Genomic DNA, 24,508 nt, shown 5'->3' with positions numbered 1-24,508 from the left:
GATGCGAATCTGTAACATATCGATGGTTTGGGATCGATGAAGTGATTCAGGTGAGTTGCGCACAAAGTGCGATTCGATTGATCGAAGATGGACCCGAGAGAGCGAAGGAAGTCTGGGGCGCAGGCATGAAAGACAGTGCTTGTGTGATCGCTTCGGAGGAGATGGAATGAACGCGCTGTTCGATGGCTTTCTCGACGAGAAGGGCCAGATCCGCCTGCAACCAGGCTTCACGCTGGTCGACTACGTCGAGCAACACTCGCGTGTCAACGCGGACGAGCTCGCGTATCGGTACATCGATTACTCACGCGAGCGTGACGGTGAAGCCCTGGAGCTGACCTGGGAGCAGTTCGGTGTGCGTCTGCGCGCTGTTGCAGCCCGTTTGCAGCAGGTCACCAAGCGTGGCGACCGTGTCGCGATTCTTGCGCCGCAGGGGCTCGACTACGTCATTTCGTTCTTTGCCGCCATTCAGGCAGGTTCCATCGCGGTGCCGCTCTTCGATCCGGACGAGCCCGGCCACACCGACCGTCTTCACGCTGTTCTCGGTGACTGCAAGCCGACTGCGATTCTGACTGCCGCATCGTCGGCAGCCGGTGTTCGTCAGTTGTTCCGCTCGCTTCCCGCTGCCGAGCGTCCGCGCATCATCGCCGTCGACGCGATTCCCGACACCGTCGGTGAAACGTGGGTTCGTCCCGACATCGAACTCGACGACATCGCGTACCTGCAGTACACCTCCGGTTCGACCCGAGTTCCCGCCGGCGTGGAGATCACCCACCGCGCTGTCGGAACGAACGCGCTCCAGATGGTCGACTCCATCGAACTCAACGAGGACTCACGCGGCGTCACGTGGCTGCCGCTGTTCCACGACATGGGCCTGCTGACGGTCATCCTGCCTGCTCTGGGCGGCAAGTACATCACCATCATGAGCCCGCGCGCTTTCGTGCAGCGGCCGTACCGGTGGATCAAGGAACTGGCTGCGGTTTCCGACGGCGCAGGCACCTTCGCCGCCGCTCCCAACTTCGCTTTCGAGCACGCTGCCGCGCGCGGCCTGCCGAAGGACGGCGAGACCCTGGACCTGAGCAACGTCATCGGCCTGATCAACGGCAGTGAGCCGGTCACGACGTCGTCGATGCGCAAGTTCAACGACGCTTTTGCTCAGTACGGTCTGCCCAAGACTGCGATCAAGCCGTCGTACGGCATGGCCGAAGCGACGCTCTTCGTCTCCTCGACCAAGCATTCCGACGAGGCCAAGGTCATCTACGTCGACCGCACGGAACTCAACAAGGGCCGCATGGTCATCGTCGACCAGTACTCCGAGAACGCCATCGCACAGGTCTCCTGTGGGTACGTCTCGCGCAGTCAGTGGGCGGCGATCGTCGATCCCGAAACTCTGACCGAGGTCCCCGACAATCACGTCGGCGAGATCTGGTTGCACGGCGAGAACATCGGCATCGGCTACTGGGGTCGCCCCGACGAGACGGCGGAGACCTTCCACAACAAGCTGGACAATCGGTTGAGCGAAGACAGCCACACCGAGGGCACGCCGGCGGATGCCAACTGGATGCGTACCGGCGACTTCGGTGTCTACGTCGACGGCGAGCTGTACATCACCGGCCGCGTCAAGGACCTCGTGATCGTCGACGGTCGCAATCATTACCCGCAGGACCTCGAGGCTTCGGCTCAGGAAGCCAGCCCCGCCCTGCGCCCCGGCTTCATCGCTGCGTTTGCCGTCCCGGCCAACCAGCTGCCTTCTGTCGTGTTCTCCAACACGCACTCGGGTCTGAAGTTCGACGACGACGATTCCTCGGAGCAGTTGGTCATCGTGGCCGAGCGTGCTCCCGGCGCAGGCAAGGCCGATCCGCAGCCGATCGCGGACACTGTGCGTGCGGCGATTTCTTCCCGTCACGGTGTTACGGCCCGAGACATCCTGCTCGTCCCCGCGGGTTCGATTCCGCGTACGTCAAGCGGCAAGATCGCTCGCCGCGCGTGTAAGGCGAGTTATATCGAGGGAACGTTGCGAGGCGGCTATCAGCAGACCGCATTCCCCGATAGCGTTTGAGGAGCAGTCCCTTCATGATCGGTGGCTTGGTGAGTTGATGGTTGAACAAGATGGTGCGCAGAGCAAAGACGTTGTGAGCGAGATGAGTGTCGCGCAGTTGCGTGAGTGGCTTCGCAACTGGATCGCCGACGCGACCGGTCAGCCGGTGTCGACGATTGTGGACGACCGGCCGCTGGACGAGTTCGGACTCGCCTCGCGGGACGCAGTTGCTCTGAGCGGAGACATCGAGGATCTGCTCGGTGTCACGCTGACCGCCACGATCGTCTACCAACACCCCACCATCGCCTCGCTGGCTACTCGGATCATCGAAGGTGAGCCCGAGGCGCCGGAGGAGACCGTCGACGCGTCGTACTACGTCTCAGGCGCCACGACGGACGCCCACGACATCGCCATCGTCGGACTGTCCACACGATTCCCCGGTGCCGGGCACACGCCTTCGGACATGTGGGAAATGCTGGCGGCCGGACGCGACGGCATCAGCGACCTCCCCGAGGACCGCTGGGCCGAGTTCATGTCGGATCCAGCCATCAGGGCCGCGGTCGAGAACGCCAACACCAAGGGCGGGTACCTCGACGACGTCAAGGGCTTCGACGCCGAGTTCTTCGCGATGTCTCCGCTCGAGGTCGTCAACGTCGATCCGCAACAGCGCCTCGCCCTGGAACTCGCGTGGGAAGCGCTCGAGCACGCGCGCATTCCGGCCAGCGGGCTCAAGGGCAAGCAGGTCGGTGTTTTCATCGGCAGTTCCGCCAACGACTACCAGTTGCTCGCGGTCAGTGATCCGACGACGGCGCACCCGTACGCACTGACCGGAACGTCGACGGCCATCGTCGCGAACCGGGTTTCGTACTTCTTCGACTTCCGTGGACCGTCCATCGCTCTGGACACCGCGTGCTCGTCTTCGCTGGTTGCCGTTCACGAGGCTGTGCGTTCGCTGCGCAGTGGTGATTCCAACATCGCGCTGGCCGGTGGCGTCAACATGCTGCTGGCCCCTCCCGGAACCCTCGGTTTCGATCAGACCGGGATGCTCGCTCCCGACGGAAAACTGCGTGCATTTTCCGCACACGCTCAGGGCATCGTTCGCAGTGAGGGTGGCGGACTCGTCGTGCTCAAGCGTCTCGAAGACGCCGAGCGTGACGGCGATTCCATCCTCGCCGTGATCGCCGGATCCGCGGTCAACCAGGACGGCCGTTCCAACGGATTGCTCGCGCCCAACCCTGACGCCCAGGCCGACGTGTTGCGTTTCGCGTACCGCGACGCCGGAATCTTGCCGACCACAGTCGACTACATCGAGGCGCACGGAACGGGTACCGATCTCGGTGATCCCATCGAGGCCGACGCGCTCAGCCGTGTCGTCGGTCGTGGCCGTGACGACGACAAGCCGGCTCTGCTCGGTAGTGCGAAGACCAACTTCGGGCACCTGGAAGCAGCTGCGGGCGCCGCCGGCCTGATCAAGGTCGTTCTGGCGATGCAGGAAAACAAGATTCCCGCGACGATCAACTACCTGGGCCCGAACCCGCACATCGACTTCGAGAAGTCGCACCTGCAGGTGACGCCCGAGGCCACCGACTGGCCGCGTTACACCGGCAAGGCCGTCGCCGGTGTTTCCGGTTTCGGTTTCGGCGGAACCAACGCGCACGTCGTGGTCAAGGAATACGTGCCCGCCGACGTGGCAGTCGATGAACCAGTCGTGGATGCCCCGGTAGTTGACGAACCGGCAGCAGAGGACGAGAGCACCGTTGTGCTGGCTGTGTCCGGTGCGCTGCCTTCGCGTCGTCGCCGCGCAGCTGCAGATCTGGCCGACTGGCTCGAAACCGAAGAGGGAAGCAAGACGCCCCTCGCCGACGTTGCCCGCACACTCGCGCGTCGCAACCATGGACGCTCGCGCGCCGCTGTTCTGGCGAAGACGCGGTCCGAGGCCATCAGCTCGCTGCGCGCCGTCGCCGCAGGCAAGCCGGCTCAAGGAGTCTTCTCGGCCGACTCGCCGTCGCCCAAGGGCGCGGTGTGGGTGTTCTCGGGCTTCGGCTCGCAGCACCGCAAGATGGCCAAGCAGCTCTACACGGAGAACGCGGCTTTCAAGGCAGCCGTCGACGAGGTCGATGCGCTGATCCAGGACGAGGCTGGCTACTCGATGGTCGAGATGTTCCTCGACGATGCGATCGAGTACAACGTCGAGACCGCACAGGTGGGAATCTTCACCATCCAGGTCGGTCTGGCCGCATTGCTGCGTCACCACGGCGCTGAAGCCGAAGCCGTGGTTCCGCACTCGATGGGTGAGGCCGCTGCCGCATACGTGTCCGGTGGTCTGAACTTGGAAGACGCTGTGCGCGTGATCTGTTCACGTTCACGGCTGATGGGTGAGGCCGAGGGCGCACTCGTCGGTGACGACATCCGTCTGATGGCACTGCTCGAGTACAGCGCATCCGAGATCGAGGCGCTGCTGCCCACGTATCCCAAGCTCGAGGTCTGCGTTTACGCAGCTCCGACGCACACGGTGATCGGTGGACCGCAGCCGGACATCGAGGCGATCGTCGCGGCCGCCGAGTCCGACGGCAAGATGGCGCGTGTCCTGCAGACCAAGGGTGCCAGCCACACCTCACAGGTCGATCCGTTGCTCGGCGAGCTTGCCGCGGAGTTGGCCGGTATCGAGCCGACCACGTTGAAGCTCGGCGTCTACTCGTCCGTCGACAAGGACACTTTCTACCGTCCCGGTCACGAGCCGATCCATCAAGAGGCGTACTGGGTCAAGGGTCTTCGCCACAGCGTGTACTTCACCAACGCGGTACGCGGTGCAGTTGCCCACGGCCACACCACTTTTGTCGAGCTTGCACCCAACCCGGTGACGCTGATGTCGGTGGCGGCTACCGCTTTCGATTCGGGCCTGCACGACATGGAACTCATCCAGACGCTCAAGCGTAAGGAAGACGAGTCCGCGGGTGTGCTTGCCGCTCTCGCGCAGCTGTACGTGCACGGCCATGCCGTGAACCTCGAGTCCTTGCTTCCTGCAGGCGATTTCGCCTCGGTTCCGCGTACTGCATTCCGGCGTAAGCCGTACTGGCTCGACATTCGCGTCAGTGCCGGCGGTTCGGCTCGCGTACCCGGTTCGCACGTCGCTCTGCCCGACGGCCGCCACGTGTGGGAGGTCGACGCATCCGCCGTCACCGATCTGGCTGTGCTCGTGAGCGCTGCTGCCGGACAGGTGCTCTCGGATGTCGCTCTCACCGCTGCCGTTCCGCACGGTGAGCTGGCCGGCGCTGCGACCCTGACGACAACCCTCAACCCGCATCCGGGTGGAGCGTCGGTGCAGGTGCACGCACGCGAGGGCGCTACGTTCCGTTTGCTGTTCGATGCCGTCGTCACGTCCGGTGAGCCGCTGCCCGAGCTGGTCATTAGCGCGCCGGTCAAGACCAGTGCGCCGATGGAAACCCTGGCCGAGGTCGTCGAAGACGCCGGAGACAAGTGGGATCCGAACGGTTCGCAGAGCCTCGACGACCGCCTCAAGATCGTTGTGGCCGAGTCGATGGGGTACTCGCCGGAAGATCTTCCGGCCGAGGTTCCGCTCATCGAACTGGGTCTCGATTCGCTCATGGCGATGCGTATCAAGAACCGCGTCGAGTACGAGTTCGACATTCCGCAGCTCCAGCTCCAGGCAGTCAAGGACGCGAGCCTCAACGAGGTCAACAAGTACCTGCGCTACGCGATCGACAATCGCGAAGAGGTTCAGGCGATGGCCGACAAGCAGGCTGCCGAGAAGTTGGCAGCCGATGCGGCTGACGAGGACGCTGCTCCCGCTGAGGAGTCGGTGGAACTGCCGGCGACTGCTCCGGTTGCTGCTGCGCCTTCCGATCCTTCTCGAGCCGGAACTGCCGACGATGCCGGCTCCGATGTTCCGCCGCGAGATGCGGCCGAGCGCTTGACGTTTGCGACGTGGGCCGTCGTCACCGGGAAGTCCGCCAAGGGTATTTTCAACGATCTGCCGATCGTCGGTGACGAGGTCGCCGAGAAGCTTGCTGCTCGGCTTTCCGAGCGTGCGGGCGGCGAGATCACTCTCGACGACGTTCTCGATTCCACCACCATCGAAGAGCTCGCGGACGTCGTGCGCCAGTACCTCGAGGACGACGGCAAGATCGACGGACTCGTACGCACTCTGCGTGCCCGTCCCGAAGGTTCCACTGCCGTACCGGTATTCGTCTTCCATGCTGCCGGTGGTTCGACGGTGACGTACGAGCCTTTGCTCAAGCGCCTGCCCGCCGGCACGCCGATGTACGGGTTCGAGCGGGTCGAGGGCTCGATCGAAACCCGTGCTGCTGCTTACGTTCCTCTGCTGCGTGAGATCCAGGGCGACGGACCGTACGTACTGTGTGGCTGGTCGTTCGGCGGCGTGATGTCGTATGCGGTCGCGAAGTTGCTGCGTGAGCAGGGCGCCGACGTGCGTGTGGTCGGACTTCTCGACACCGTCATGGCCGGCGAGGTCGTGCCGGACACCGAGGCGGAACGACGCAAGCGTTGGGAGCGCTACGGCAAGTTCGCCAAGCGCACCTACAACCTGGATGTTCCGCTGCCGCTTGACGTTCTGGCCTCCACCGAAGCGGACGAGGATCAGATCCAGATCTTGATGGACATGATCAAGATGAGCGGCGCCAAGATTCCCGGCGGCATCATCGAGCATCAGCGGACATCGTGGTTGGACAACCGCGCCATCCAGACGGCCGAGTTCAGCAGCTACGACGGCGACGTCGTGCTCTACATGGCCGACAAGTACCACGACGAGTTGATGACGCTCGAGCCTGCATTCAAGACCCGCAAGGCAGATGGTGGTTGGGGTGACTACGTGAAGAACCTCGAGGTCGTCTACATCGGCGGGGACCACCTGCAGATCGTCGACGAGCCGTACATCGCGAAGGTTGCGGCAGACCTCACCACCAAGCTGGCCCAGATCGAGACAGCTCAGACCAAAGCAGCGGAAACCGGAGTTCAGAAGTGACGACAACCACCGCGGAGAAGCTCGCTGAACTCCGCGAAAAGTTGGAGAAGGCAAAGGAACCCGGCTCGGCTCGGGCCATTGCGAAGCGCGATGCAGCAGGGCACAGTACGCCGCGCCAGCGCATCGACATGTTGCTCGATCCCGGTAGCTTCGTCGAGGTCGGCGCCCTGGTGAAGATGGCGGGCGAGGACAACCCGTACAGCGACGGCGTCATGACCGGTCACGGAACTGTCGACGGGCGTCCGGTTGCCGTGTTCGCGCACGATCAGACTGTGTTCGGCGGTGCCGCCGGAGAGATGTTCGGTCGTAAGGTCGCCGCCGTCAACGATTTTGCACTGAAGGTGGGCTGCCCGGTCGTCGGTATCAACGATTCCGGTGGAGCTCGAATCCAGGATGCCGTTTCCTCATTGGCCTGGTACGCCAACATGGGTTCACGTCAGGAGCCCTTGTCCGGCGTCTGCCCACAGATCTCGGTCATCCTCGGTAAGTGCGCCGGCGGTGCCGTGTACGCACCGATCAACACCGACGTCGTGGTCGCGACCGAAGAGTCGTACATGTTCGTCACCGGACCCGACGTCATCAAGTCGGTCACCGGCGAAGAGGTCAGCCTCGAGGATCTGGGCGGAGCGCGCAAGCAGGCGGAGTACGGAAACATCCATCACGTCGCTCCCGACGAGAAGGCTGCATTCGACTGGGTGCGTGAGTACCTGAGCTTCATGCCGTCCTCGTGCACGGAGAAGGCGCCGTTGATCAACCCGGGTCTCGAACCCGAGATCACCGAGTCGGATCTCGAACTCAACGCCTTCATGCCGGATGCCGACAATGCCGGCTACGACATGCACGACATCATTCTGCGGATCTTCGACGACGGAACCTTCCATGAAATCGGAGCCCAGGTCGCGCACAACGTGATAACCGGGTTCTCCCGCGTCGACGGCCTGCCCGTCGGTGTCGTGGCCAACCAGCCCACGTACCTCAGTGGCGCCCTCGATGCGGACAGCTCCGACAAGGCTGCCCATTTTGTGCGCCTGTGCGACGCTTTCAGTATCCCGCTCGTTTTTGTCGTCGACACACCAGGCTTTCTTCCCGGCGTCGATCAGGAAAAGGTCGGTGTCATCAAGCGCGGCGGGCGATTCCTGTTCGCATACATCGAAGCCACTGTCCCGAAGGTGACTGTGGTGGTTCGTAAGGCGTACGGCGGCGGTTATGCCGTCATGGGTTGCAAGCAGCTCGGTGCCGACATCAACCTCGCGTGGCCGACCGCTCGTATCGCCGTGATGGGTGCCGAGGGTGCCGTCAACATCATGGGACGTCGTCAGCTCGCCGAGGCGGGAGAGAACGCACCCGCGGTGCGTGCTCAGTTGATCAACTTCTACAACGAGTTCGTCGCGACGCCGTACATCGCGGCTGAGCGCGGATACATCGACGCGGTGATCGAGCCTTCGCAGACGCGTCTCGAAATCCGCAAGGCTCTGAAGTTGCTCAAGGACAAGACGATCTTCAAGAACCCGCGCAAGCACAACTTGATGCCGCTCTAATTCTTCTTGTCACCGAGGGCGTCGAACTGGCGGCGTAGCGCTTCTATCGCCGCCAGGACGGCAGGTCTTTCGCTGTCGGTCCGCCAGGCGAGGTAGATGTCGCGGCCCAGCGGCGGAAGGGTGTCGAGCATTCGAACACCTTCCGGTGGTACAACTCTCGCCAGGCGCGGGATCAAAGCGACGGCGAGGCCCTGAGCTACGAATTCGACCTGGGTGGGAAACTCGGCGACCTCGTACTCGATTCGTGGGTCGAACCCCTGCGCGCGCAGGGTCCTGACGGTGAAGGTGTGAAAATCCGTTCCCCGGGTCCACGTCGCCCAGGCATGCTCGGACAGCTCGCTCAGTGCGACGACCTTGTTCTCCGCCAGCGGATGTGACGCGGGGAGAGCGAGCAGCGCCACGTCGTCGTACACGGGCGTGAAGGAGACTCCGTCGGGAAGTTCGACGGGCAGAGTGCTCCAACTGTCGACCACCACGACGTCGAGGTCGCGGCGAATCAGTGCGGGGAGGAGTTCTTCGGATTCGCCTTCGTTGAAGGTGATTTCGAGCTGGGGGTGCGCGTGCCTGATCTCGGCGATGGCTCGCGGCAGCACTGTCCTGCTGGGGGAGACCAGGGCCCCGATGCGTACGCGGCCCGTCACCTCGCTCTGCAGCGACGCGATTTCCGCCTCGGCCTGGGCGAGCGTCGAGAGAACCTCTGCGGTTCGGCGCGCGAGGATCCGGCCCGCTTCGGTGAGTCGTACACCGCGGCCCTGCGGTTCGAGGAGCGGAACACCGACCTCGCGCTCGAGCTTGTTCAACTGCTGCGAAATTCCGGAGGGTGTGACATGCAAGGTGCGGGCGGCAGCCGCTACTGATCCGTTCTCGGCGACAGAGTGCAGGGCGCGAAGTCTTTCGAGATTCAACACAGTAGTAATGCTACCGAATATATGGTCTGAACATTTGCTTGTGCTGAATAGTTAGCGGCAGGAACATTGTCGAGTGACCACTCTGACCTCCGTGACTGCGCAGACACCGAAACCCACCAGAACTCCTCGGGGGCGCATCGACCCTCGATTGCTGGTCGTCGGAGGCGCAGCCGCGATCTCGATCAGTTCGCTCCTCATCAAGCTGGCCGATGTCGGGCCCTCGACGGCCGTCTTCTTCCGTTGCTTCCTGGCCTTGCCGCCGCTGTTGTGGTTGGCGTGGCGAGAGTACCGCCGGGTGGGCAAGCCGAGCCGGCGGGCAGCCGTTCTGCAGGTGCTCGGCGGTCTGTTGCTCGGACTGGATTTCGCGTTGTGGTCGCAGTCGATTCTGATGATCGGCGCGGGTATGGCGAGCGTCGTCGTGAACGTGCAGGTGATTGTGGTGCCCGCACTGTCCTGGTTGGTGTTCGGCAATCGGGTGCCGATGCGCTTCGTCTTCGCCCTACCGTTCATGTTCACGGGAATCGCCTTGGCGGGCGGCGTGTTCGGGGGCGGGGGAACCGGCGACGACCTGCTGTGGGGAACGGCGCTCTCGCTCGTCTCCGGAATCGCGTACGGCGGCTACATCTTCGTGGTCGGTCGTACGGGCGAGGCGGATCGGGCCGCGAGCCAGGTGTTGATCTCGACGACATCCGCGGGCATCGCCGGCTCCGTCATCGGATCACTGTGGGGCCGGATCGATTTCGTCCCGGGTTGGGAAGCGTTCGGCTGGCTCGCGGCACTGGCGCTGGTCGGCCAGGTGTTCGGCTGGATGCTGATGGGGCACTCGCTCCCTCGGCTTCCCGCCGAGGTGGGCGCGACGCTCCTGCTCATGCAACCGGTCCTCGCCGTACTGCTGGCGGTTGTGCTGCTCGGCGAACGGCCAGGCGTTGGGCAACTACTCGGGTGCGTCGTCGTTGTCGGAGCGGTCTCGGCCGTCTCCGTACGTCGCACCCGAGCAGTCACCCGAGTAGGTAGCGCAGGCTAGTGCACTCGCATCTCGCCGGGCATCCACATGCCCGAGCGGGTTGCGGTGCCCGTCTCCACCTCTGCCGGAACAGCATTCGGGAAGTACCGGTCGTAGCGCTCGAGTGATCCCCAGTCCCGTGCCCAGTCGTCCTTCAGGTACGTCGGAACCGTCGTAGCACCGGCGAGGACCTCGGTGAATCCGAGCGGTCCACCGTTGTCCGCGGACTGCCAGGTATCGGTGGAGCTGACGGCCAGAGGACGGTCCGGGAGGATGCGGAAGTTCGGCATCTCGGCCACACCGTTCTGATGTGTGAACGGACGTTGGCACGGGAACTGAAGGCCGACAGCCCAGTCCAGGAGGACCGGCTGCTCGCTGCCGATGTACGAGTCCAGGGACTCGAGCTTGGGCACGCGCGGCGGCGTGAATGCCATCCACTGATCGCCCGTGAGGTTGGGATCGAACGCGACCACCCGAACGGCATCGGCATCTGGCGCGAGTTCGTCGATCGGGATACGGACGTTGCGCCACGACGGCGCCGGGCCGATGTCTCGCGGCATGTACGAACCCTGAACCTGCACTGTTCCGTCGGGCTGAGTCTTGCCGTACTCGACCAGAAGCGACTGGCCGTACGTGATCGCACCGGTGTTGTCGACGGACCACACGCGGCCCGCTACGGACATGACCACCAGCGGTGATTCTTCACTGCGAGTGGGCAATCCGTACCAACTCGAGATGAGGGAAGCAGGTTCCTGCACGCCGGGCTGGTAGCTGCCCATGACCGGTGTCTTCGACGGATCGAGGCCGAAGGGGAGCTTGGCCGTGCTGCCGTTGACGCCGAGGTTACCGGTGCCGCCGCTGGTTCCGGCGCCGGAACCGGTGGCGAAGGTGGGGCCGACACTCTGGCTGTCGGTATTACCCATGCCCTGCTTGACTTCGATGTAATCGGCGGTCAGATCGCTGGGAACCCCATTGGGGGAGAAGCCCTTCGAATCGACTCCGGACAACGGATCCTCGGCGTTGAATCCGGGAGCGGGCAGAGGCCGCAGATTTCCAGAATTGACGTCGGTCTCGACCAGAACGTCCTCGGCCATGCCGCAGGTCTTGCCCGCGAGTGCCTCGATGTTGCTTCGGCCCAGCGAGTACGCCGGGTACTGCGACACAGCGCCCTTGAGTAGTGAGAGCACCTCGAACAGGACCATCAGACCGGCGATCACGGTGAGCGGAGCAGCCGCGAACTTGCGAATTCGTCTGCCCTTGGCCGTGTTCGGCTTCTCGGGCGGGGCTGCAAATCCCTCACGCAGGTACTGCCAGGCGGCAAAGGCCAAGGCGAGAGCAAAGAGCGCGAGGAACAGTGTGTTGGATTCACGGCCGTCGTAGGAGATGGTCTTGTCGAACCACGGCACGCCGTAACTCGAGACGTACCAGTAGCCGTTGATGCCGGCGAACGTCAACGCGAGCATCAGGAGCAGCCCGGCCACGAACACCGATCGGTTGCGACGCGAGCGCAGGGCAGACGCGGACACTGCCACGGCGGTCAGCGCGGCGAGAGAACCAGCGATGCCTGCATACGCACCGAAGTGGTGAGTCCACTTGGTGGGGTTGAACATCATCAGGAACATCGTGCCGAAGACGACGCCGACCAGGCGCCACGACGGACCGGTTGCCGCGCCGGGGACGCGGCCGCGGCGCAACAACACGAAGAGCGTCGTGAAGAGGCACAGGATCATCGTCAAGAACGCGAAGCGTCGGGCAACCGAGCCGTCGACCGTCTGGACGAAGAGGTAGTAGTAGCGCAGGAAGTCCTGGTACCACTCGAGATTGGGGCCGATGATCGTTCGGACGCGCGTGGCTTCCATGACGCCGGCGAAGGTCTGGTCGGCGAAGATGACCACCAGCACGATGGTTCCGGCAGCGGCGATCGGAGCGAGAAGCGGCAGTGTGCCGACCAGTCGGTGACGCTTGACGACGATGCGCACCAACGGGCGCACACCGGCGAGAAGGGCTGCGATACACATCAATCCGGTGGGTGCGGCGGCAAGAGTGAAGGCGCCGATCAAGATTGCCGTGGCCGCGGGCAACAGACGTCCGGTGGCGATGGCGCGCTCGATGGAGCACCAGGTGAGCAGTGCGCCGAGAGCCACGATGGGCTCGGGGCGAAGACCGTTGTTGTACGCCAGCCAGAAGGACAGGAATACCAGACCGCCGGTCCAGAGGGCGACGTTGCTCCGGCGGACCGCCCGGCCGAGACGCGGGACGACCTCGCGGCTGATCACCATCCAGCAGAGGATTCCGGCGAGCAGAGCGGGCAGACGCATGAACGGGCTCGCCGTCGAGATCTTCGCCATCACGGCCAGGACTTCGTAGTACCAGCCGAACGGGGCCTCGGGAACGCCGAACCAACGGAAGTAGTTGGCCATGTATCCCGCGTCCGGCGAGACTCGGGCCATGGTCAGGAGATAACCGTCGTCGGCGGTGTTCGCGCCGATGAAGTGCCAGACGACCAGCGTGCCGACCACAACTCCGTCGATACCGGAGAACTTCCACCAGCGTTCGGGCAGGAAGCGTCGGTGCTTGCGGCCGTCGGTGCCGTCGAGGCGAGCCAGGGCGACCAGCGCGACGATGGTCGAGAGGACTGCCACGATCATCGCGACCAGCTTCAAGACGCTGGGGCTCGACGAGAAACGCGAGTCGATCGTCATCGAGAAGCCGAGCCCCTCGGGGGCAGCGCCGTCGGGCAGGTCGCTGAAGACGCCGACCACCTGCGGGCGGAAGTCGCCGTCGAGCTGGCCACGAATCGGGTTGCCGTCGGGATACGTCAGGCCGACGAACTCTGCCGAGGTCCGGTTGACGTCAGAGCTGAACGCGATGGCGCCGCAGCGACTCGACTCGACGTCCTCGCGCGCTGCCGAAGCGACGACGACGTTGCGATCTAGCACGTCGACGCTGGTAGCGGACACGCGGACGAACATCGACGAGAGCGCGGCGCCGTCGCCCTGAGCAGGTGCCGTCGACATCAGGATGCCGCCGCCCTCGGGGAGCGAGCTGACCGCGGTGCAGGGGATCGACGCGTTGACGTCGATGGGAACCTGCGCCATCAGCGGTGCCTCGACGTCGCCGATCACGCCGTTCTGTGGCCAGTTGACCGTCGCCGTCGTCTGCACGACAGGAAGCAGCGGAGTTGCCAGTGCGAGTACGAAGCCGAGCAAGCCGGCGATGATCGCAACCCATCGAGTGCGATGGAAACGCTCGCGGGCATCCTGACCAGCAGGAGGCGGCGAACTCGAAGTCTGGGGTGAAGCTGTCACGGCGTCGGGCACGGCTACCGATGGTATGTCAGGGCTGAGCGTGGACCTACCGTGCCTGGGTGGTTGGTAGGTCCACGCGTAACAGTTACGACTGGTAACGAATCGGGCCCGGTGTCCAGGTGCCCGACCGGGTCTCGGTGGTGACGTTCATTTGCGCGGGAACTGCGTCCGGATCGAGCGGTGTGTACTGCTCGAGCGAACCCCAGTCACGATCCCAGTCGTTGTCCAGGTAGGTGGGCAATGCCCTGGCCGAGAGCAGTTCGCTGGTCCAACCGAGCGGTCCGCCGCCGTAGTGGTCCTGCCAGGCGTTGGTGGACTCCGCGCCGATGCGGTCGGGCAGAATGCGCCACTCGGGGATCTCGGCGACGCCGTACAGATGATCGACCGGACGTTGGCACGGGAAGGCCAGACCGACGGCCCAGTCCATCAGCACCGGATCGGTGGATCCGACGACGTCCTGCAGCGTGCGCATGGTCGGCACTCGCGGCGGTGTCACCGCCAGCCACTGGTCGGCACTGATGTCGGTGTCACTGGCCACCAGACGCACGGTGTCGGCGTCTGCGGGCAGTTGATCCATCGGAACGCGCAGGTTGCGCCACGACGGCGACGGGCCGATGTCGATCGGATCGACTCGTCCCAGCGCGTCAACGCTTCCGTCGGCCTGCTTCTTGCCGTACTCGACCTGCAAGACCGCGCCGGGGGTGACGATGCCGTCGGAGTTGACGTAGCGGATTCGTCCGGCCGCGGCGACCGTGAGGAGCGGTGCGGCGTCGTTGCGCTCGGGCAGTGAGTACCAACCTGTGGTCAGTGACGCGTTCTGGGGCGCTCCGTAACTACCGAGCACCGGCGTTTTTGCGGGGTCGAGCCCGAACGGGAGCGCGACGTTGCTGCCGTTGACGCCCGAGGTCGACTGCGAGCCGCCAGCGGTTCCGGATCCGGTTCCGGGCGTGCTGGTGGTGCCGGACTGAGAGGTCGTGGTGTCGAGGCTGTTTGCACTGCCCGCCGTCGAGTCCTCGGCGTCTGCGGTGAGGTCGCCGGCGACTCCGTCCGGCGAGAATCCGGTCGATTCGCTTGCACCGAAAGCTCCGGCGCCGGCGAGGTCGGTGGGCCTGTCCACCAATTGCAGGACGCCGGTGTTGGGATCGGACTCCACGAGTACCTCACCCGCGAGACCGCAGCTTCCGCCGAAGACGGATTCGATGTTGGACTTGCCGATCGAGTACGCGGGGTACTGAGCGACCGCTCCCTTGAGTAGGGACAGCACCTCGAAGAGCACGACGGCTCCGGCCGCGATGGTCAACGGTGACGGGGCGAGAAGGCGAAGTCGCCTTGTCTTCTTGACGCTGTCTTCTGTGCCGTTTCGCTCGCGCGGCTCCATGACGTGGTACCAGGCTGCCAGCAGCAGGGCGAGGATCGTGAGGCCGAGGAAACCCGTCGAGAATCCCTTGCCGGCGATTGACGGCGGCTTGTCCCACCACGGCACGCCGTAACTCGAGACATACCACCAGCCGTTGGAGCTGGTGAACGCCACAGCGAGGATGAACAGGATGCCCGCGGCGAACAGCGCGCGGTTTCGTTTGGAACGCATGCTCGACGCACTCACGCCGACAGCGGCGAGCACGGCAACCGTAGCGGCCAGACCGGCGTACACACCGAAGTGGTGGGTCCACTTGGTGGGGGTGAACTGCATCAGGAGCAGCGACGCGAACACGATGCCGAGGATTCGGCGCGAGGGCCCGATCGCGGTGCCGGGGATCCGGCCCTTGCGCAGGATCATCATGACGCAGAAGACGAGTCCGACGATCATGACGAACATGCCGAAGCGGCGTGCGAGTGAGCCGTCGGGGGAGATGGTCATCAGTGCGTCCCACCGCAACCGCTCCTCGAACCACGGAACGTTCGGCCCGACGGCGGTTCGCACCCTGGTGGATTCGAGAACCGTTGCGAGGGTTTGATCTGCGAAGACTGCGACAAGAACCACGGTTCCGGCTGCGAGGATCGGCATGACCTGGGACAGGAAGCCGACGCGTTTGCCGCGGGCGATCAGGATCTGCAGGATCGGCCGGGCTCCGGCGATCAGCGCGCCGATGGCGATCAGCCCGGAAGGCCCGGCGGCCAGCGAGAATGCGGCGATCAGCACGGCCATCGCGGCGGGCAACAGACGTCCGGTGGCGATGGCGCGCTCGATGGAGCACCACGTGAGCAGGGCGCCGAGGGCAATGATGGGTTCGGGACGCAGGCCGTTGTTGTACGGCAACCAGAAGGCAAGGAACACGAGCCCTCCCGTCCAGATGGCAACCTTGTTGCGGCGCACCGCAACACCGAGTCGCGGTATCACCTCGCGGCTGATGACCATCCAGCACAGAATGCCGGCGATCAACGCGGGCAGGCGCATCCACATGCTCGCGGTGCTGACCTTCGCGAACAGCGCCAGCACGTCGTAGTACCAACCGAACGGCGCTTCGGGGACGCCGAACCAACGGAAGTAGTTCGCCATGTACCCGGAGTGCTCCGAGACTCTGGCCATGCCGAGCAGATAACCGTCGTCGGAAGTGTTGGCGCCGAACACATGCCAGAGCGCCAGCGTGCCGATCACCAGGGCGTCGATGCCGGTGAACTTCCACCACCGTGCCGGAAGGAACCGCCGGGCACGACGGCCGTCGACGCCGTCGATCCGGTGCAGTGCGTACAGCGAGACGACGGTCGAGAGTGCGGCGACGATCATCGCGAACAGTTTGAGAAGTGTGGGGCTGGACGAGAACCGCGAGTCGACGTCCATGTGGGCAGACAATCCGGCGGGCGCTGCGCCCTGCAGGTCGGTGAAGATGCCGACAACCTGTGGGCGGTAGTCACCGGTCAGGGTGGTGCCGACGCCGTCGATTCCGGTGACCGCCGCGACGGTCTGCTCGGAGTTGGTCGTGATGGTGATCGCCGTGCACCCGCTCAGTTGATCGAGCGGAGCCGAGATCAGCACCGAATCGCGAGTGAGTGCTTCCAGGCGGTCGGCAGTGGCGCGGACGGTGAGGCCGCGGGCGTTTCGGTCCGGCGCACCGTTCGGCATGGTCGAGAGCAGTGTGCCGCCGCTGCCGCCCAATTGGTCCAGGGTGGAACAGGGAATGCTGATGTCGAGCGATGTGGGCGAGTAGGAGATCAGCGGCGACGAGACGCTGTTGACGGTCCCACCCTGCGGCCAGTCGATGCTCGCGGCTTCCTGCTTGACGGGCAGGAACGGCGTCGCGAGTGCAAGAAGCAGGCCAAGAAGGCCGGTGACTATCGCGATGAGTCGTGCCGTCCGGACTCTCTGGGAATCCGATTCTCGGGGAGCTTCGGGGCCAGTGGGCACGGGTTTCGGGGGCACTACTACTTCAGACGGCACAAGGAACGATGTTAGGCGAGTGCGGGCCCACACATCCTGAGAGAACTACTCAGGATGCAACTTCCTGTTCGGATTGTGGTGTTTCAAGTGTTCGGGCGATGGTGTCGAGTGAAATACCCAACACTTCCGCGACCGCGCTGATGGTGAAGAAGGCGGGTGTCGCGATGCGTCCGGTTTCGATCTTGCGCAGCGTTTCGACGGAGATACCGGCGTCGAGCGCTACCTGAACCATGCTTCGGTCCCCCCGCGCCGATCGCAGGAGTTCACCCAGTCTTAGTCCTCGTTCGAGTTCTTCCGCCGTCAGCGGCACGCGCACCATGTGCTTATAGTAATACCGGTATAGTTATTCGACAAGGAAGGTGTTCGAGATGGTCGAAATCAAGACCGCAGGGGAAATCGACGCGATGGCGGCGGCGGGGAGAATCACCGCGCAGGCGCTGGCTGCGGCGCGTGAGGCGGCAAGCGTCGGAGTGACGTTGCTCGAATTGGACGCCGTTGCCGCGGAGGTCATTTCGGCTGCCGGCGCCTCGGCGCTGTTCTTGAATTACCGGCCGGCGACGGCGCCGATACCCTTTCCCGGCGTCGCCTGCATCAGTGTGAACGATGCTGTGGTGCACGGTATCCCGAATGGGTACCGACTCCGTGACGGTGACCTGGTCAGTATCGACTGCGGTGCGAGACTCGACGGCTGGTGCGGCGATTCTGCCATCAGCTTCACCGTCGGACAGGGAAGTAGTGAGGATCAGGCACTGATCGACGCGACCGATGAGGCACTAGCCCGTGGCATTGCCGCCGCCCAGCCCGGAAACCGATTGGGCGACATCGGTGCCGCGATCGGACAGTACGCGCGCGGCCTCGGATACGGAATGCTCGCCGATCACGGTGGGCACGGCATCGGCCGCGAGATGCACGAAGGCCCGGACGTGCCCAACGAAGGCCGAGCAGGCAAAGGCTTCCGGCTACGGCCCGGCCTGGTCATCGCCATCGAACCGATGCTCATCGCCGACGGAACCGACGACTACCGGCACGACGCCGACGGGTGGACCCTTCGCACCGTTTCGGGCGCCAGGGCTGCGCACAGCGAGCACACTGTCGCGATCACCGAAGACGGTCCGGTGATCATGACCCGCTGATCAACCCGCTTAGCTCTGGTTGGAGGTCTTGCCGCTCACGAGGTCTCGTACGTCCCACACCCACACGTCGTCGACGCGCTTGGCGTCGAAGCCGACCAGCTCGTCGACCGTGTGGCGCAGGGCGTCGTCGCCGGAGAATCGGGGAAGCACCAGTACGTCGGCGTGCCAGTACCGCAGGTCGGTCAGGGCGTTCGCTCTGGTGCCCACATCGATCAACGGGACCTTGCCGGTTTGTTTGGCATTGACCAGCAGGGTCGAGGTGGGCCGGGACTCGGCGCCGTAGATTCCGGCGCGGGTCTTCGAATCCGGGCCGACGAAGTACCCGCCGGCGATGGGGAAGCCGAAGTCGGCGTCGACCTGCCAGCTCAGTGCGCGGGCGTCTTCGGCGCTCGCGACGGGGACCGTCACCAGGGTGCCGTCGCTGACGTAGTTCTCCCACGAGCCGCTGGTGATGAATTCGGGCGTCGCAGATCGCTGATCGGCGTCGATGGGAGTCGGGATCAGGGGAATCATCGCGACGGCGAGTGCCACCAGCCAGACACCGGCGGCCGTGCGGCGCGGTCCACGAAGTTCGACAAAAGCGCGGTACGTGCCGAGGGTGAGCAGCAGCCCGATCGCCGGAATCGCGCCCATCGCGAATCGGGATTCGAGTACCGATTCGAACAACGGCAAGTCGGCGAGGAGTTTCCACGGCAGGGTGATGCCGGTCTTGTCACCGTCGATGGTCAGTTCGGAACCGAGCGAGAGCACACCCATCACCACGATCACGGCGGCGGCAGCGCGGGTCAGGCGGATGCGCCACAGCCACACCGTTGCGCCGAGAAGCAGGAGCACCAACGGCCATCCGAAGTACGCGTTCTCCTCGGTCGGGTTCATCCGGAACTCCGCGCCCTCGGGATCGCCCGCGACCGATTCGGTCGGGAACGTGGTGAGTGCAGCGGTGTCGTTGCCGGCCTGACCGTGCGAGACGCCGTCGTAGCTCGCAGGGCCGAAGAACTGCGACCACAGCGGCACCGCGGTGATCAGGAGTGTGACCGCGCCGCCGATCACGAGACCGGGCATCGCGCGCTTGATCGCCTGGCGCGACTTGGCCAGGTCAGGCAGTGCATAGGCGGCGCCGAACACCATGGCTGACATCGTGAAGATGAGGAGCGGCTCTTCGCCGAGGAAGATCTGCCACGCGACGAGTAGGCCGAGAACGATTCCGTCGCGAACCGGACGCTTGCCGTTCGAGATGCGCACTACCTGCAAGAAGATGAACGGAAGGACGAAGAACGCGACGAAGTTCGGGTGGCCGTTGGCATGCGAGATCATGGCGGGCGCAAATCCGCAGAACCCCGCTCCGACGGCGGCCGCGATCTTGGAGCGGACGGAGACGCCGGTAAGTACGTGCCGCGAGAATGCCCAGTACCAAGCGATGGCAGTGCCGCCGAGTCCGGCGGTCAGCCCGATCGCATACGTGGCCGTCGGTCCGAAGATCAGCGTGATCGGGGCCAGCGGGATGCTGATGCCGAACATCGCGGTGTTGGCCATCAGGTTCACGCCGAGCGGGTAATTCTGCAGGTCACTGAACAGCGGGCTGCGGAACTGGGCGAGGGCGTGAGCGGTATCGGCGAAGAACCATTCCCACATGGCCTGGTCGCGGCCCGCGTTGAACAGATAGCCGGACTGCAGATCGCTCCACAGGTTCGACATCACGTAGATCGCCGCAACGGTGAACGTCGCCATGATCGCGAGGTCGACAAGACGCCCGCGCTGGACGACCGAGCGCCGCACTGCTGAACGGACTCGCCCTGGACGTGCTTCTTCGAGCAGTTGGACGTCGGGCAAGGTCTCGGTCATGCAGTCGGTGCCTTTCGGTTCTGGCGCCCATCCCTGAAGTGGCAGTTCTCAGAAGTTCGGGGTGGCCTATTTAGGTCTCGATTCGATAACTTCCTCTGTCAGAGTAACGAACAAAACGGTTCGCGTCCGCGAGCGGGCGCAGTCGACGGGACAAACCGGGCCACCCGACTTGTCCGGAAAGTAATGTTTTCGTGCATCGTTTGACGGGTTCGTGACCGGGGTATCGCAACAAGGATCTTGCTCGCGTTTGTTCAGGCAGCCCCGACGAATCCCATCCTCGACGAAGAGTTGGAACCAACGTCCGGGGCCTATACCGGATGGGATGGTGCTTGTGCATGTCGAAGACAGCAGTTCGCAGTAGCGCAGTGGGAGCAGTGGCCTTACTGGCCGTTGTCCTGGGGGGTGGGACGGCGTCGGCAGGCGTCGACAACACCAGTTCGATCACCGACGTCAAAGGAAATCGGATAGAGGTCTATCAGGCTGATACCGCTATCCACGTCTTTCCGCCTCTCGACAGCTCACCGCTGAGCGTCGAGTTCTTCCACGACGGGGTTGCCGGCGTGAAGATCGACGGGCCGGACGCGGCAAGCTTCACCGGAACGAAGCTGACTATCGGTTATCAGATCGGCTATCCGATCGCGCTGACCGGTGCGACGGTTGTTCTCAACAGTCCCGGCCTCGACTGGGCAGTCGAGAGCGGAACGAACCTCGGTATCGGTCTGGTTCCGGACTTCGAACTGGGCCTGGACATTTCGAACGGGTTCGCCATCGGCGGCGACATCATTCCTTCACAGGAACTGGACGTCGATCTGGCGCCGGGCGGTATCACCGACGTCGCGCTACTCGAAGACCAGGAATTCGACGGACCTGAAGCAGCCGTCCGGCTCTCCGGAGTTCACGGATACGTACAGGGAGCAATCGGGCCGGTAACCATCAGGCCCTACGCGAAGGCTGTCACGTCGAATGGCGATACCGTCGTCACTTACGGTGTGCCGCAACGGTTGTAGTGCAGTACCGGCGCTCCCGCCCTCACGCTGCAACAGCGTGGTGGTGGGAGCGTTCCGCGTTGTGAGTTGTCGAATCGGTGCCACGAATAGGCTCGGCGTCCGCCCAATGGGCACTGCGGGAAACACTGACGAGTTTCGCGACCAGCCGTGCCGCGATCCACACGAGGTACACGGCGGTGATCAGAAGCAGAAGCGCCCAGTCGTGCGCGAAGAATCCGACTATCCCGCCGATCGTGAACGCGAGGGCGACGAAGACGACGCGTCCTCCCACGTCGGTCTCGACCAGATACTCCGGCTCGATCGGATCGTCGAAGTCGTTCGTTTCATCGGCGTCTCCAGCCGATTCGGCTCTGGACTTCTCGTGGTGTTCGGTCGGGATCTCGAGTAGCTCACCCCATTCGAGCACCGCAACGGTGTGTGCGGTGTCGGTCGGGATCGCGCGGTAGTCGCGGGACTCGGAAACGTCGATGAGAGCCCTTGCCAGGGTGAGTACTTCGATGCGATTGCGAATCGCGACGCTCAACACTTCGTGGAAGGCCTGCTCGCGCCCGAACGGTTTGCCGCGCGCAATGACCAGAACATGTTCTGCGGAATCGAGAACTGCACGATGCGGTACAAGCTCGCGGCTTTGCGTAACGAGTTCGCTCACTGTCATCACCTACCCCGCCGGTGGTTGATGCGGCCGTTTGCTCGACTGCGCTTGGAGGGGCTGAGTACCCCGGCAGTTTCGGAAACAAACTCGCCGGACAGCGTGTCAGATTTGCGCAGCCGGGGCCGAGAGTGCTCCGAGGCAACTTTCGATCAGGTCGGCAACAATTACGTGAGCACGTTCTCGGCTGTCGACGCGACCCTCCCACGTGGCAAAAGTGACGACGGCGAGCACGGTCAGAGTTGCCGCCCGAAGTTCGGCGATCTCTGCCGGCAACGAGGACGCAGTGACTATCCGCCGCTGAACTTCGCGGAAACTCTCGGCCTGCATGTGATCACGGATGGTCGACGACATGGCCGGGTCGAAGATCGACTGCACCAGGAACCGTGCGTACAACGTGCCCTCGCGGTAGATGGTCTGTTCCGCCAACGGCAGGACGAGAGCCTCGACGAGGGCACGCATCGTCGGTGGATTCGCGTCGAGATCGATCGTGTCGAGCAACTCGCGTCGACGCTCACCGGCAGGTCGCATTCTGGACTCGACGACGGCCGCCAGCAAACCTTCACGTGAACCGAAGTGATACTGCGCAGCCGATTTGTTGGCCTGTCCGGCTTCGGTCTGAACATCACGAAGCGTCAGAGCGGCCAGACCTCGTTCGGCAACCAGACGCTCGGCTGCATCGATCATTGCCGCTCGGGCATCGGTTCGGGTCACGGTATGAAGTTAGGGGTGCGTCGGGGTCGCGTCAACGACCCCGACGGTAAGCCTTTTGTGACGTATCTCCTGGTTAGATCGCGTCAGAGCGGGTAACGACCACAAACGGGCCCTGCTCGGTGACTGTGAAACGAGGATCGTCGAACAGTTCCTTGGGGAACGTGACCGTGTAGCGGCGGACGTTCGGGTCGTTGGGGTAGACATCCTCGGCCAACCGCAGTGTGTACCCGTCGGCGCCCTGGCGGAAGACGAAGGCGTCGGGACTGCGCCACGGCGACGCGTCCAGCGCAGCTATCAGTTCGTCAGGGGTCTTCAGTTCCGACCACTGCTCGATCAGTGCGGCGCGGGCACGGAAATCGGCGAGGGGGTTTGCGTAGTGCGACGTCAGCCCTTGGAAACCGAAGTACGGGTAGAAGCTCAGGAAGCCGATGTCGGCGGTGAGTACCACCGTGTCATGGGGTTCACGTCCCAACTGTTCGCGGATGATCCGGTCGATGTCCGCGTAATTGGCTTCGGCCCCTGGAGGTCGCTTGTCCCCGCGCTCGCCGTTGCCGTCGGTATCGCTGTATGCCACAGCGATATCCGGCGCCAGCACCTGCGGGATGTTCTGCGCGAAGGCGATGGCTCCGATGACACCGAGTGCAACCAGTACCGCTTTGACGCGGGGATTTTCGCTGGTGGCCAGGACGATCCAACCGGCGAACTCGAAGAATCCGAACACGCCGGCGGCGGCAAGGAGTCCGATCAGAACCGGCTCCAGTCGGAAACCGAGGAGCGTACTGCCGGCAACGGTGAACGTCATCGACAGCAGTGCCCACAGATACACGGCAATGACACCGATACCGAGTGCCCGGGCGCGGCGGGAGAAGAGGAAACGAGAAATCAGCCAGACCGTGCCGAGTAGGCACAGTCCGCCGACGAGGGTGAAGCTCAGCATCGGGAAGGGCAGTACCGCACCGGAATCGGGGAGGTAGTGCATTGCCGTGCCGGATTCTGCAGTGGCACCCGAGAGTGCCTTCAACAGGTAGGGCGCCCAGACCGTCAGAGCGACCAAACCCGAGATCATCGCGATTGCGGCGAGCCTGACAAGGGGACCCAGTGCGGCTTTCCACGTGTTCTGAGCGCGGGCGGCAAGTACTGCGGCAACGACTGCCATCAGAGTCACGGCGAATGCGGCGAATCCGAGGTACAGCGTGTAGACGGTTGCGGCGAAACCGAGGAACAGGCCCGTCCCGAGAATTGCGCCGGCTCCGGCAAATCGAGAGGCACCCGGGCGATCGAGAGCCCCCCACGCCAGGATCAGCACCGGCGGGATCAGGAGGTTGATGACGGCGCCGTACGCCTCGGGGGAGTTGTACGCCAACACGACGGCAGTGACGGCCAACGCTGCAACGACGGCCCAATCGCGTCGAATCAGCTTGGTCCACAACACGAGTGCGACGACGGCGACGACAGCCAGCGAGCCGATCGCGTAGGGCTTGAACGCTTCCCAACCGTCCATGCCCAGCAGGTTCGCGACGCGTCCACCGATCCAGAACCAGCCGGCCGGGTAGAACGGCGGCAGATCCACGTACGTCATGTCCTGCAGCGCAGCCGAATCCGTCAGCCGGGTCAGGTACTCGGTCCGGAACTGCTGATCGACCGAGACGCCGTGCAGATACAGACTCGTCGCGGCCAGGGGAAGTCCGAGCGTCGTGGTGACGAAACCGGAGAGCCCGGCCCACGAGAGGAGTTTTGCGACCCGCTCGGCTTTGCGGGCGCGGAACATCAGAACCGCAACACCGACCACTGCGATGCAGAGCACCTGCAGCACCGTCGTGACGGCCTGCGTGACGTTGGAAGACGTGAACGCCGGCCACTGCACTCGGCCGAAAGCAAAGAGCCCGACAGCGGCTACAACAGCGGCGACCAGCGCTCCGAGGGCCATTTCCACCACCGTCGCCGCGGCATTACGCCACGGCGACGGGGTCGAAAGTTCTGTACTCGGAGCAGT

14 protein-coding genes are annotated in these 24,508 nt (G+C 64.1%); 6 read left to right on the top strand and 8 right to left on the bottom strand.

What is annotated here, in order from left to right:
* Positions 1-166 precede the first annotated feature (166 nt).
* From fadD32 to AC1DVN_RS16560, 3 genes are read left to right on the top strand one after another with little or no spacing between them, the layout of a single operon-like run.
* Positions 167-2,056 carry a long-chain-fatty-acid--AMP ligase FadD32 gene (fadD32, locus tag AC1DVN_RS16570; protein ID WP_003943899.1) on the top strand — a complete coding sequence of 630 codons (1,890 nt, stop codon included), beginning with the start codon at positions 167-169 and terminating at the stop codon, positions 2,054-2,056.
* Between the two features lie 37 nt (positions 2,057-2,093).
* Positions 2,094-7,037 (top strand): polyketide synthase Pks13, encoded by a 4,944-nt coding sequence (gene pks13, locus AC1DVN_RS16565; protein WP_477994051.1) that lies wholly within the window; start codon positions 2,094-2,096, stop codon positions 7,035-7,037.
* Complete coding sequence (locus AC1DVN_RS16560; protein WP_019746413.1) at positions 7,034-8,575, top strand: acyl-CoA carboxylase subunit beta; 1,542 nt, start codon at positions 7,034-7,036, stop codon at positions 8,573-8,575. Before pks13 ends, AC1DVN_RS16560 begins: the two co-directional genes overlap by 4 nt.
* Here the strand turns inward: AC1DVN_RS16560 and AC1DVN_RS16555 are convergent.
* On the bottom strand, positions 8,572-9,483 hold the full coding sequence (locus tag AC1DVN_RS16555; protein WP_477994050.1) for a LysR family transcriptional regulator: 912 nt from the start codon (positions 9,481-9,483) through the stop codon (positions 8,572-8,574). The genes AC1DVN_RS16560 and AC1DVN_RS16555 overlap by 4 nt on opposite strands.
* 73 nt (positions 9,484-9,556) lie before the next feature.
* Here AC1DVN_RS16555 and AC1DVN_RS16550 point away from each other — a divergent pair, with 73 nt between their 5' ends.
* Positions 9,557-10,507 (top strand): DMT family transporter, encoded by a 951-nt coding sequence (locus tag AC1DVN_RS16550; RefSeq protein ID WP_477994049.1) that lies wholly within the window; start codon positions 9,557-9,559, stop codon positions 10,505-10,507.
* Here the strand turns inward: AC1DVN_RS16550 and AC1DVN_RS16545 are convergent.
* The 3 genes from AC1DVN_RS16545 to AC1DVN_RS16535 all read right to left on the bottom strand — a co-directional run bounded on the left by AC1DVN_RS16545 (position 10,504) and on the right by AC1DVN_RS16535 (position 17,489).
* Positions 10,504-13,806 (bottom strand): arabinosyltransferase domain-containing protein, encoded by a 3,303-nt coding sequence (locus AC1DVN_RS16545; RefSeq protein WP_020968115.1) that lies wholly within the window; start codon positions 13,804-13,806, stop codon positions 10,504-10,506. The two genes, AC1DVN_RS16550 and AC1DVN_RS16545, sit on opposite strands and share 4 nt — an antisense overlap.
* 73 nt (positions 13,807-13,879) lie before the next feature.
* Positions 13,880-17,170 (bottom strand): arabinosyltransferase domain-containing protein, encoded by a 3,291-nt coding sequence (locus AC1DVN_RS16540; RefSeq protein ID WP_477994048.1) that lies wholly within the window; start codon positions 17,168-17,170, stop codon positions 13,880-13,882.
* A gap of 49 nt (positions 17,171-17,219) precedes the next feature.
* Positions 17,220-17,489 carry a helix-turn-helix domain-containing protein gene (locus AC1DVN_RS16535; protein ID WP_003943854.1) on the bottom strand — a complete coding sequence of 90 codons (270 nt, stop codon included), beginning with the start codon at positions 17,487-17,489 and terminating at the stop codon, positions 17,220-17,222.
* 49 nt (positions 17,490-17,538) lie between these two features.
* On the opposite strand from AC1DVN_RS16535, the gene map reads away from it, so the two are divergent.
* Positions 17,539-18,303 (top strand): type I methionyl aminopeptidase, encoded by a 765-nt coding sequence (gene map, locus AC1DVN_RS16530; protein WP_020905776.1) that lies wholly within the window; start codon positions 17,539-17,541, stop codon positions 18,301-18,303.
* A 9-nt stretch (positions 18,304-18,312) separates the two neighbouring features.
* Here the strand turns inward: map and AC1DVN_RS16525 are convergent, their stop codons facing one another.
* Positions 18,313-20,145, bottom strand: coding sequence for a glycosyl transferase (locus AC1DVN_RS16525; protein WP_019746419.1), 1,833 nt, complete (start codon positions 20,143-20,145; stop codon positions 18,313-18,315).
* Positions 20,146-20,480: 335 nt separating this feature from the next.
* Here AC1DVN_RS16525 and AC1DVN_RS16520 point away from each other — a divergent pair, with 335 nt between their 5' ends.
* The gene (locus AC1DVN_RS16520; RefSeq protein WP_020968119.1) at positions 20,481-21,152 is read left to right on the top strand and encodes an MspA family porin; all 672 of its coding nucleotides are present in this window, start codon (positions 20,481-20,483) and stop codon (positions 21,150-21,152) included.
* 22 nt (positions 21,153-21,174) lie between these two features.
* Here the strand turns inward: AC1DVN_RS16520 and AC1DVN_RS16515 are convergent, their stop codons facing one another.
* The 3 genes from AC1DVN_RS16515 to AC1DVN_RS16505 all read right to left on the bottom strand — a co-directional run bounded on the left by AC1DVN_RS16515 (position 21,175) and on the right by AC1DVN_RS16505 (position 24,442).
* Positions 21,175-21,807: a hypothetical protein gene (locus AC1DVN_RS16515; protein ID WP_019746421.1), complete on the bottom strand. Its 633-nt coding sequence runs from the start codon at positions 21,805-21,807 to the stop codon at positions 21,175-21,177.
* A 99-nt stretch (positions 21,808-21,906) separates the two neighbouring features.
* Positions 21,907-22,515: a TetR family transcriptional regulator gene (locus AC1DVN_RS16510; RefSeq protein ID WP_024487671.1), complete on the bottom strand. Its 609-nt coding sequence runs from the start codon at positions 22,513-22,515 to the stop codon at positions 21,907-21,909.
* Between the two features lie 73 nt (positions 22,516-22,588).
* Positions 22,589-24,442 carry a galactan 5-O-arabinofuranosyltransferase gene (locus tag AC1DVN_RS16505; RefSeq protein ID WP_387404080.1) on the bottom strand — a complete coding sequence of 618 codons (1,854 nt, stop codon included), beginning with the start codon at positions 24,440-24,442 and terminating at the stop codon, positions 22,589-22,591.
* Between the last annotated feature and the right edge of the window lie 66 nt (positions 24,443-24,508).

The organism is Rhodococcus sp. P4_E4 (assembly GCF_056401575.1).
Note: the sequence above shows the minus strand (reverse complement) of the source record. Positions and strands in the feature narration are given on the sequence as shown.

Excerpts from the sequence above, each read along its gene's own strand:
- AC1DVN_RS16505 (WP_387404080.1), bottom strand. The coding sequence starts at position 24,442 with ATGGCCCTCGGAGCGCTGGTCGCCGCTGTTGTAGCCGCTGTCGGGCTC.
- AC1DVN_RS16515 (WP_019746421.1), bottom strand. The coding sequence starts at position 21,807 with ATGACAGTGAGCGAACTCGTTACGCAAAGCCGCGAGCTTGTACCGCAT.
- AC1DVN_RS16520 (WP_020968119.1), top strand. The coding sequence starts at position 20,481 with ATGTCGAAGACAGCAGTTCGCAGTAGCGCAGTGGGAGCAGTGGCCTTA.
- map (WP_020905776.1), top strand. The coding sequence starts at position 17,539 with ATGGTCGAAATCAAGACCGCAGGGGAAATCGACGCGATGGCGGCGGCG.
- AC1DVN_RS16535 (WP_003943854.1), bottom strand. The coding sequence starts at position 17,489 with ATGGTGCGCGTGCCGCTGACGGCGGAAGAACTCGAACGAGGACTAAGA.
- fadD32 (WP_003943899.1), top strand. The coding sequence starts at position 167 with ATGAACGCGCTGTTCGATGGCTTTCTCGACGAGAAGGGCCAGATCCGC.
- pks13 (WP_477994051.1), top strand. The coding sequence starts at position 2,094 with ATGGTTGAACAAGATGGTGCGCAGAGCAAAGACGTTGTGAGCGAGATG.
- AC1DVN_RS16525 (WP_019746419.1), bottom strand. The coding sequence starts at position 20,145 with ATGACCGAGACCTTGCCCGACGTCCAACTGCTCGAAGAAGCACGTCCA.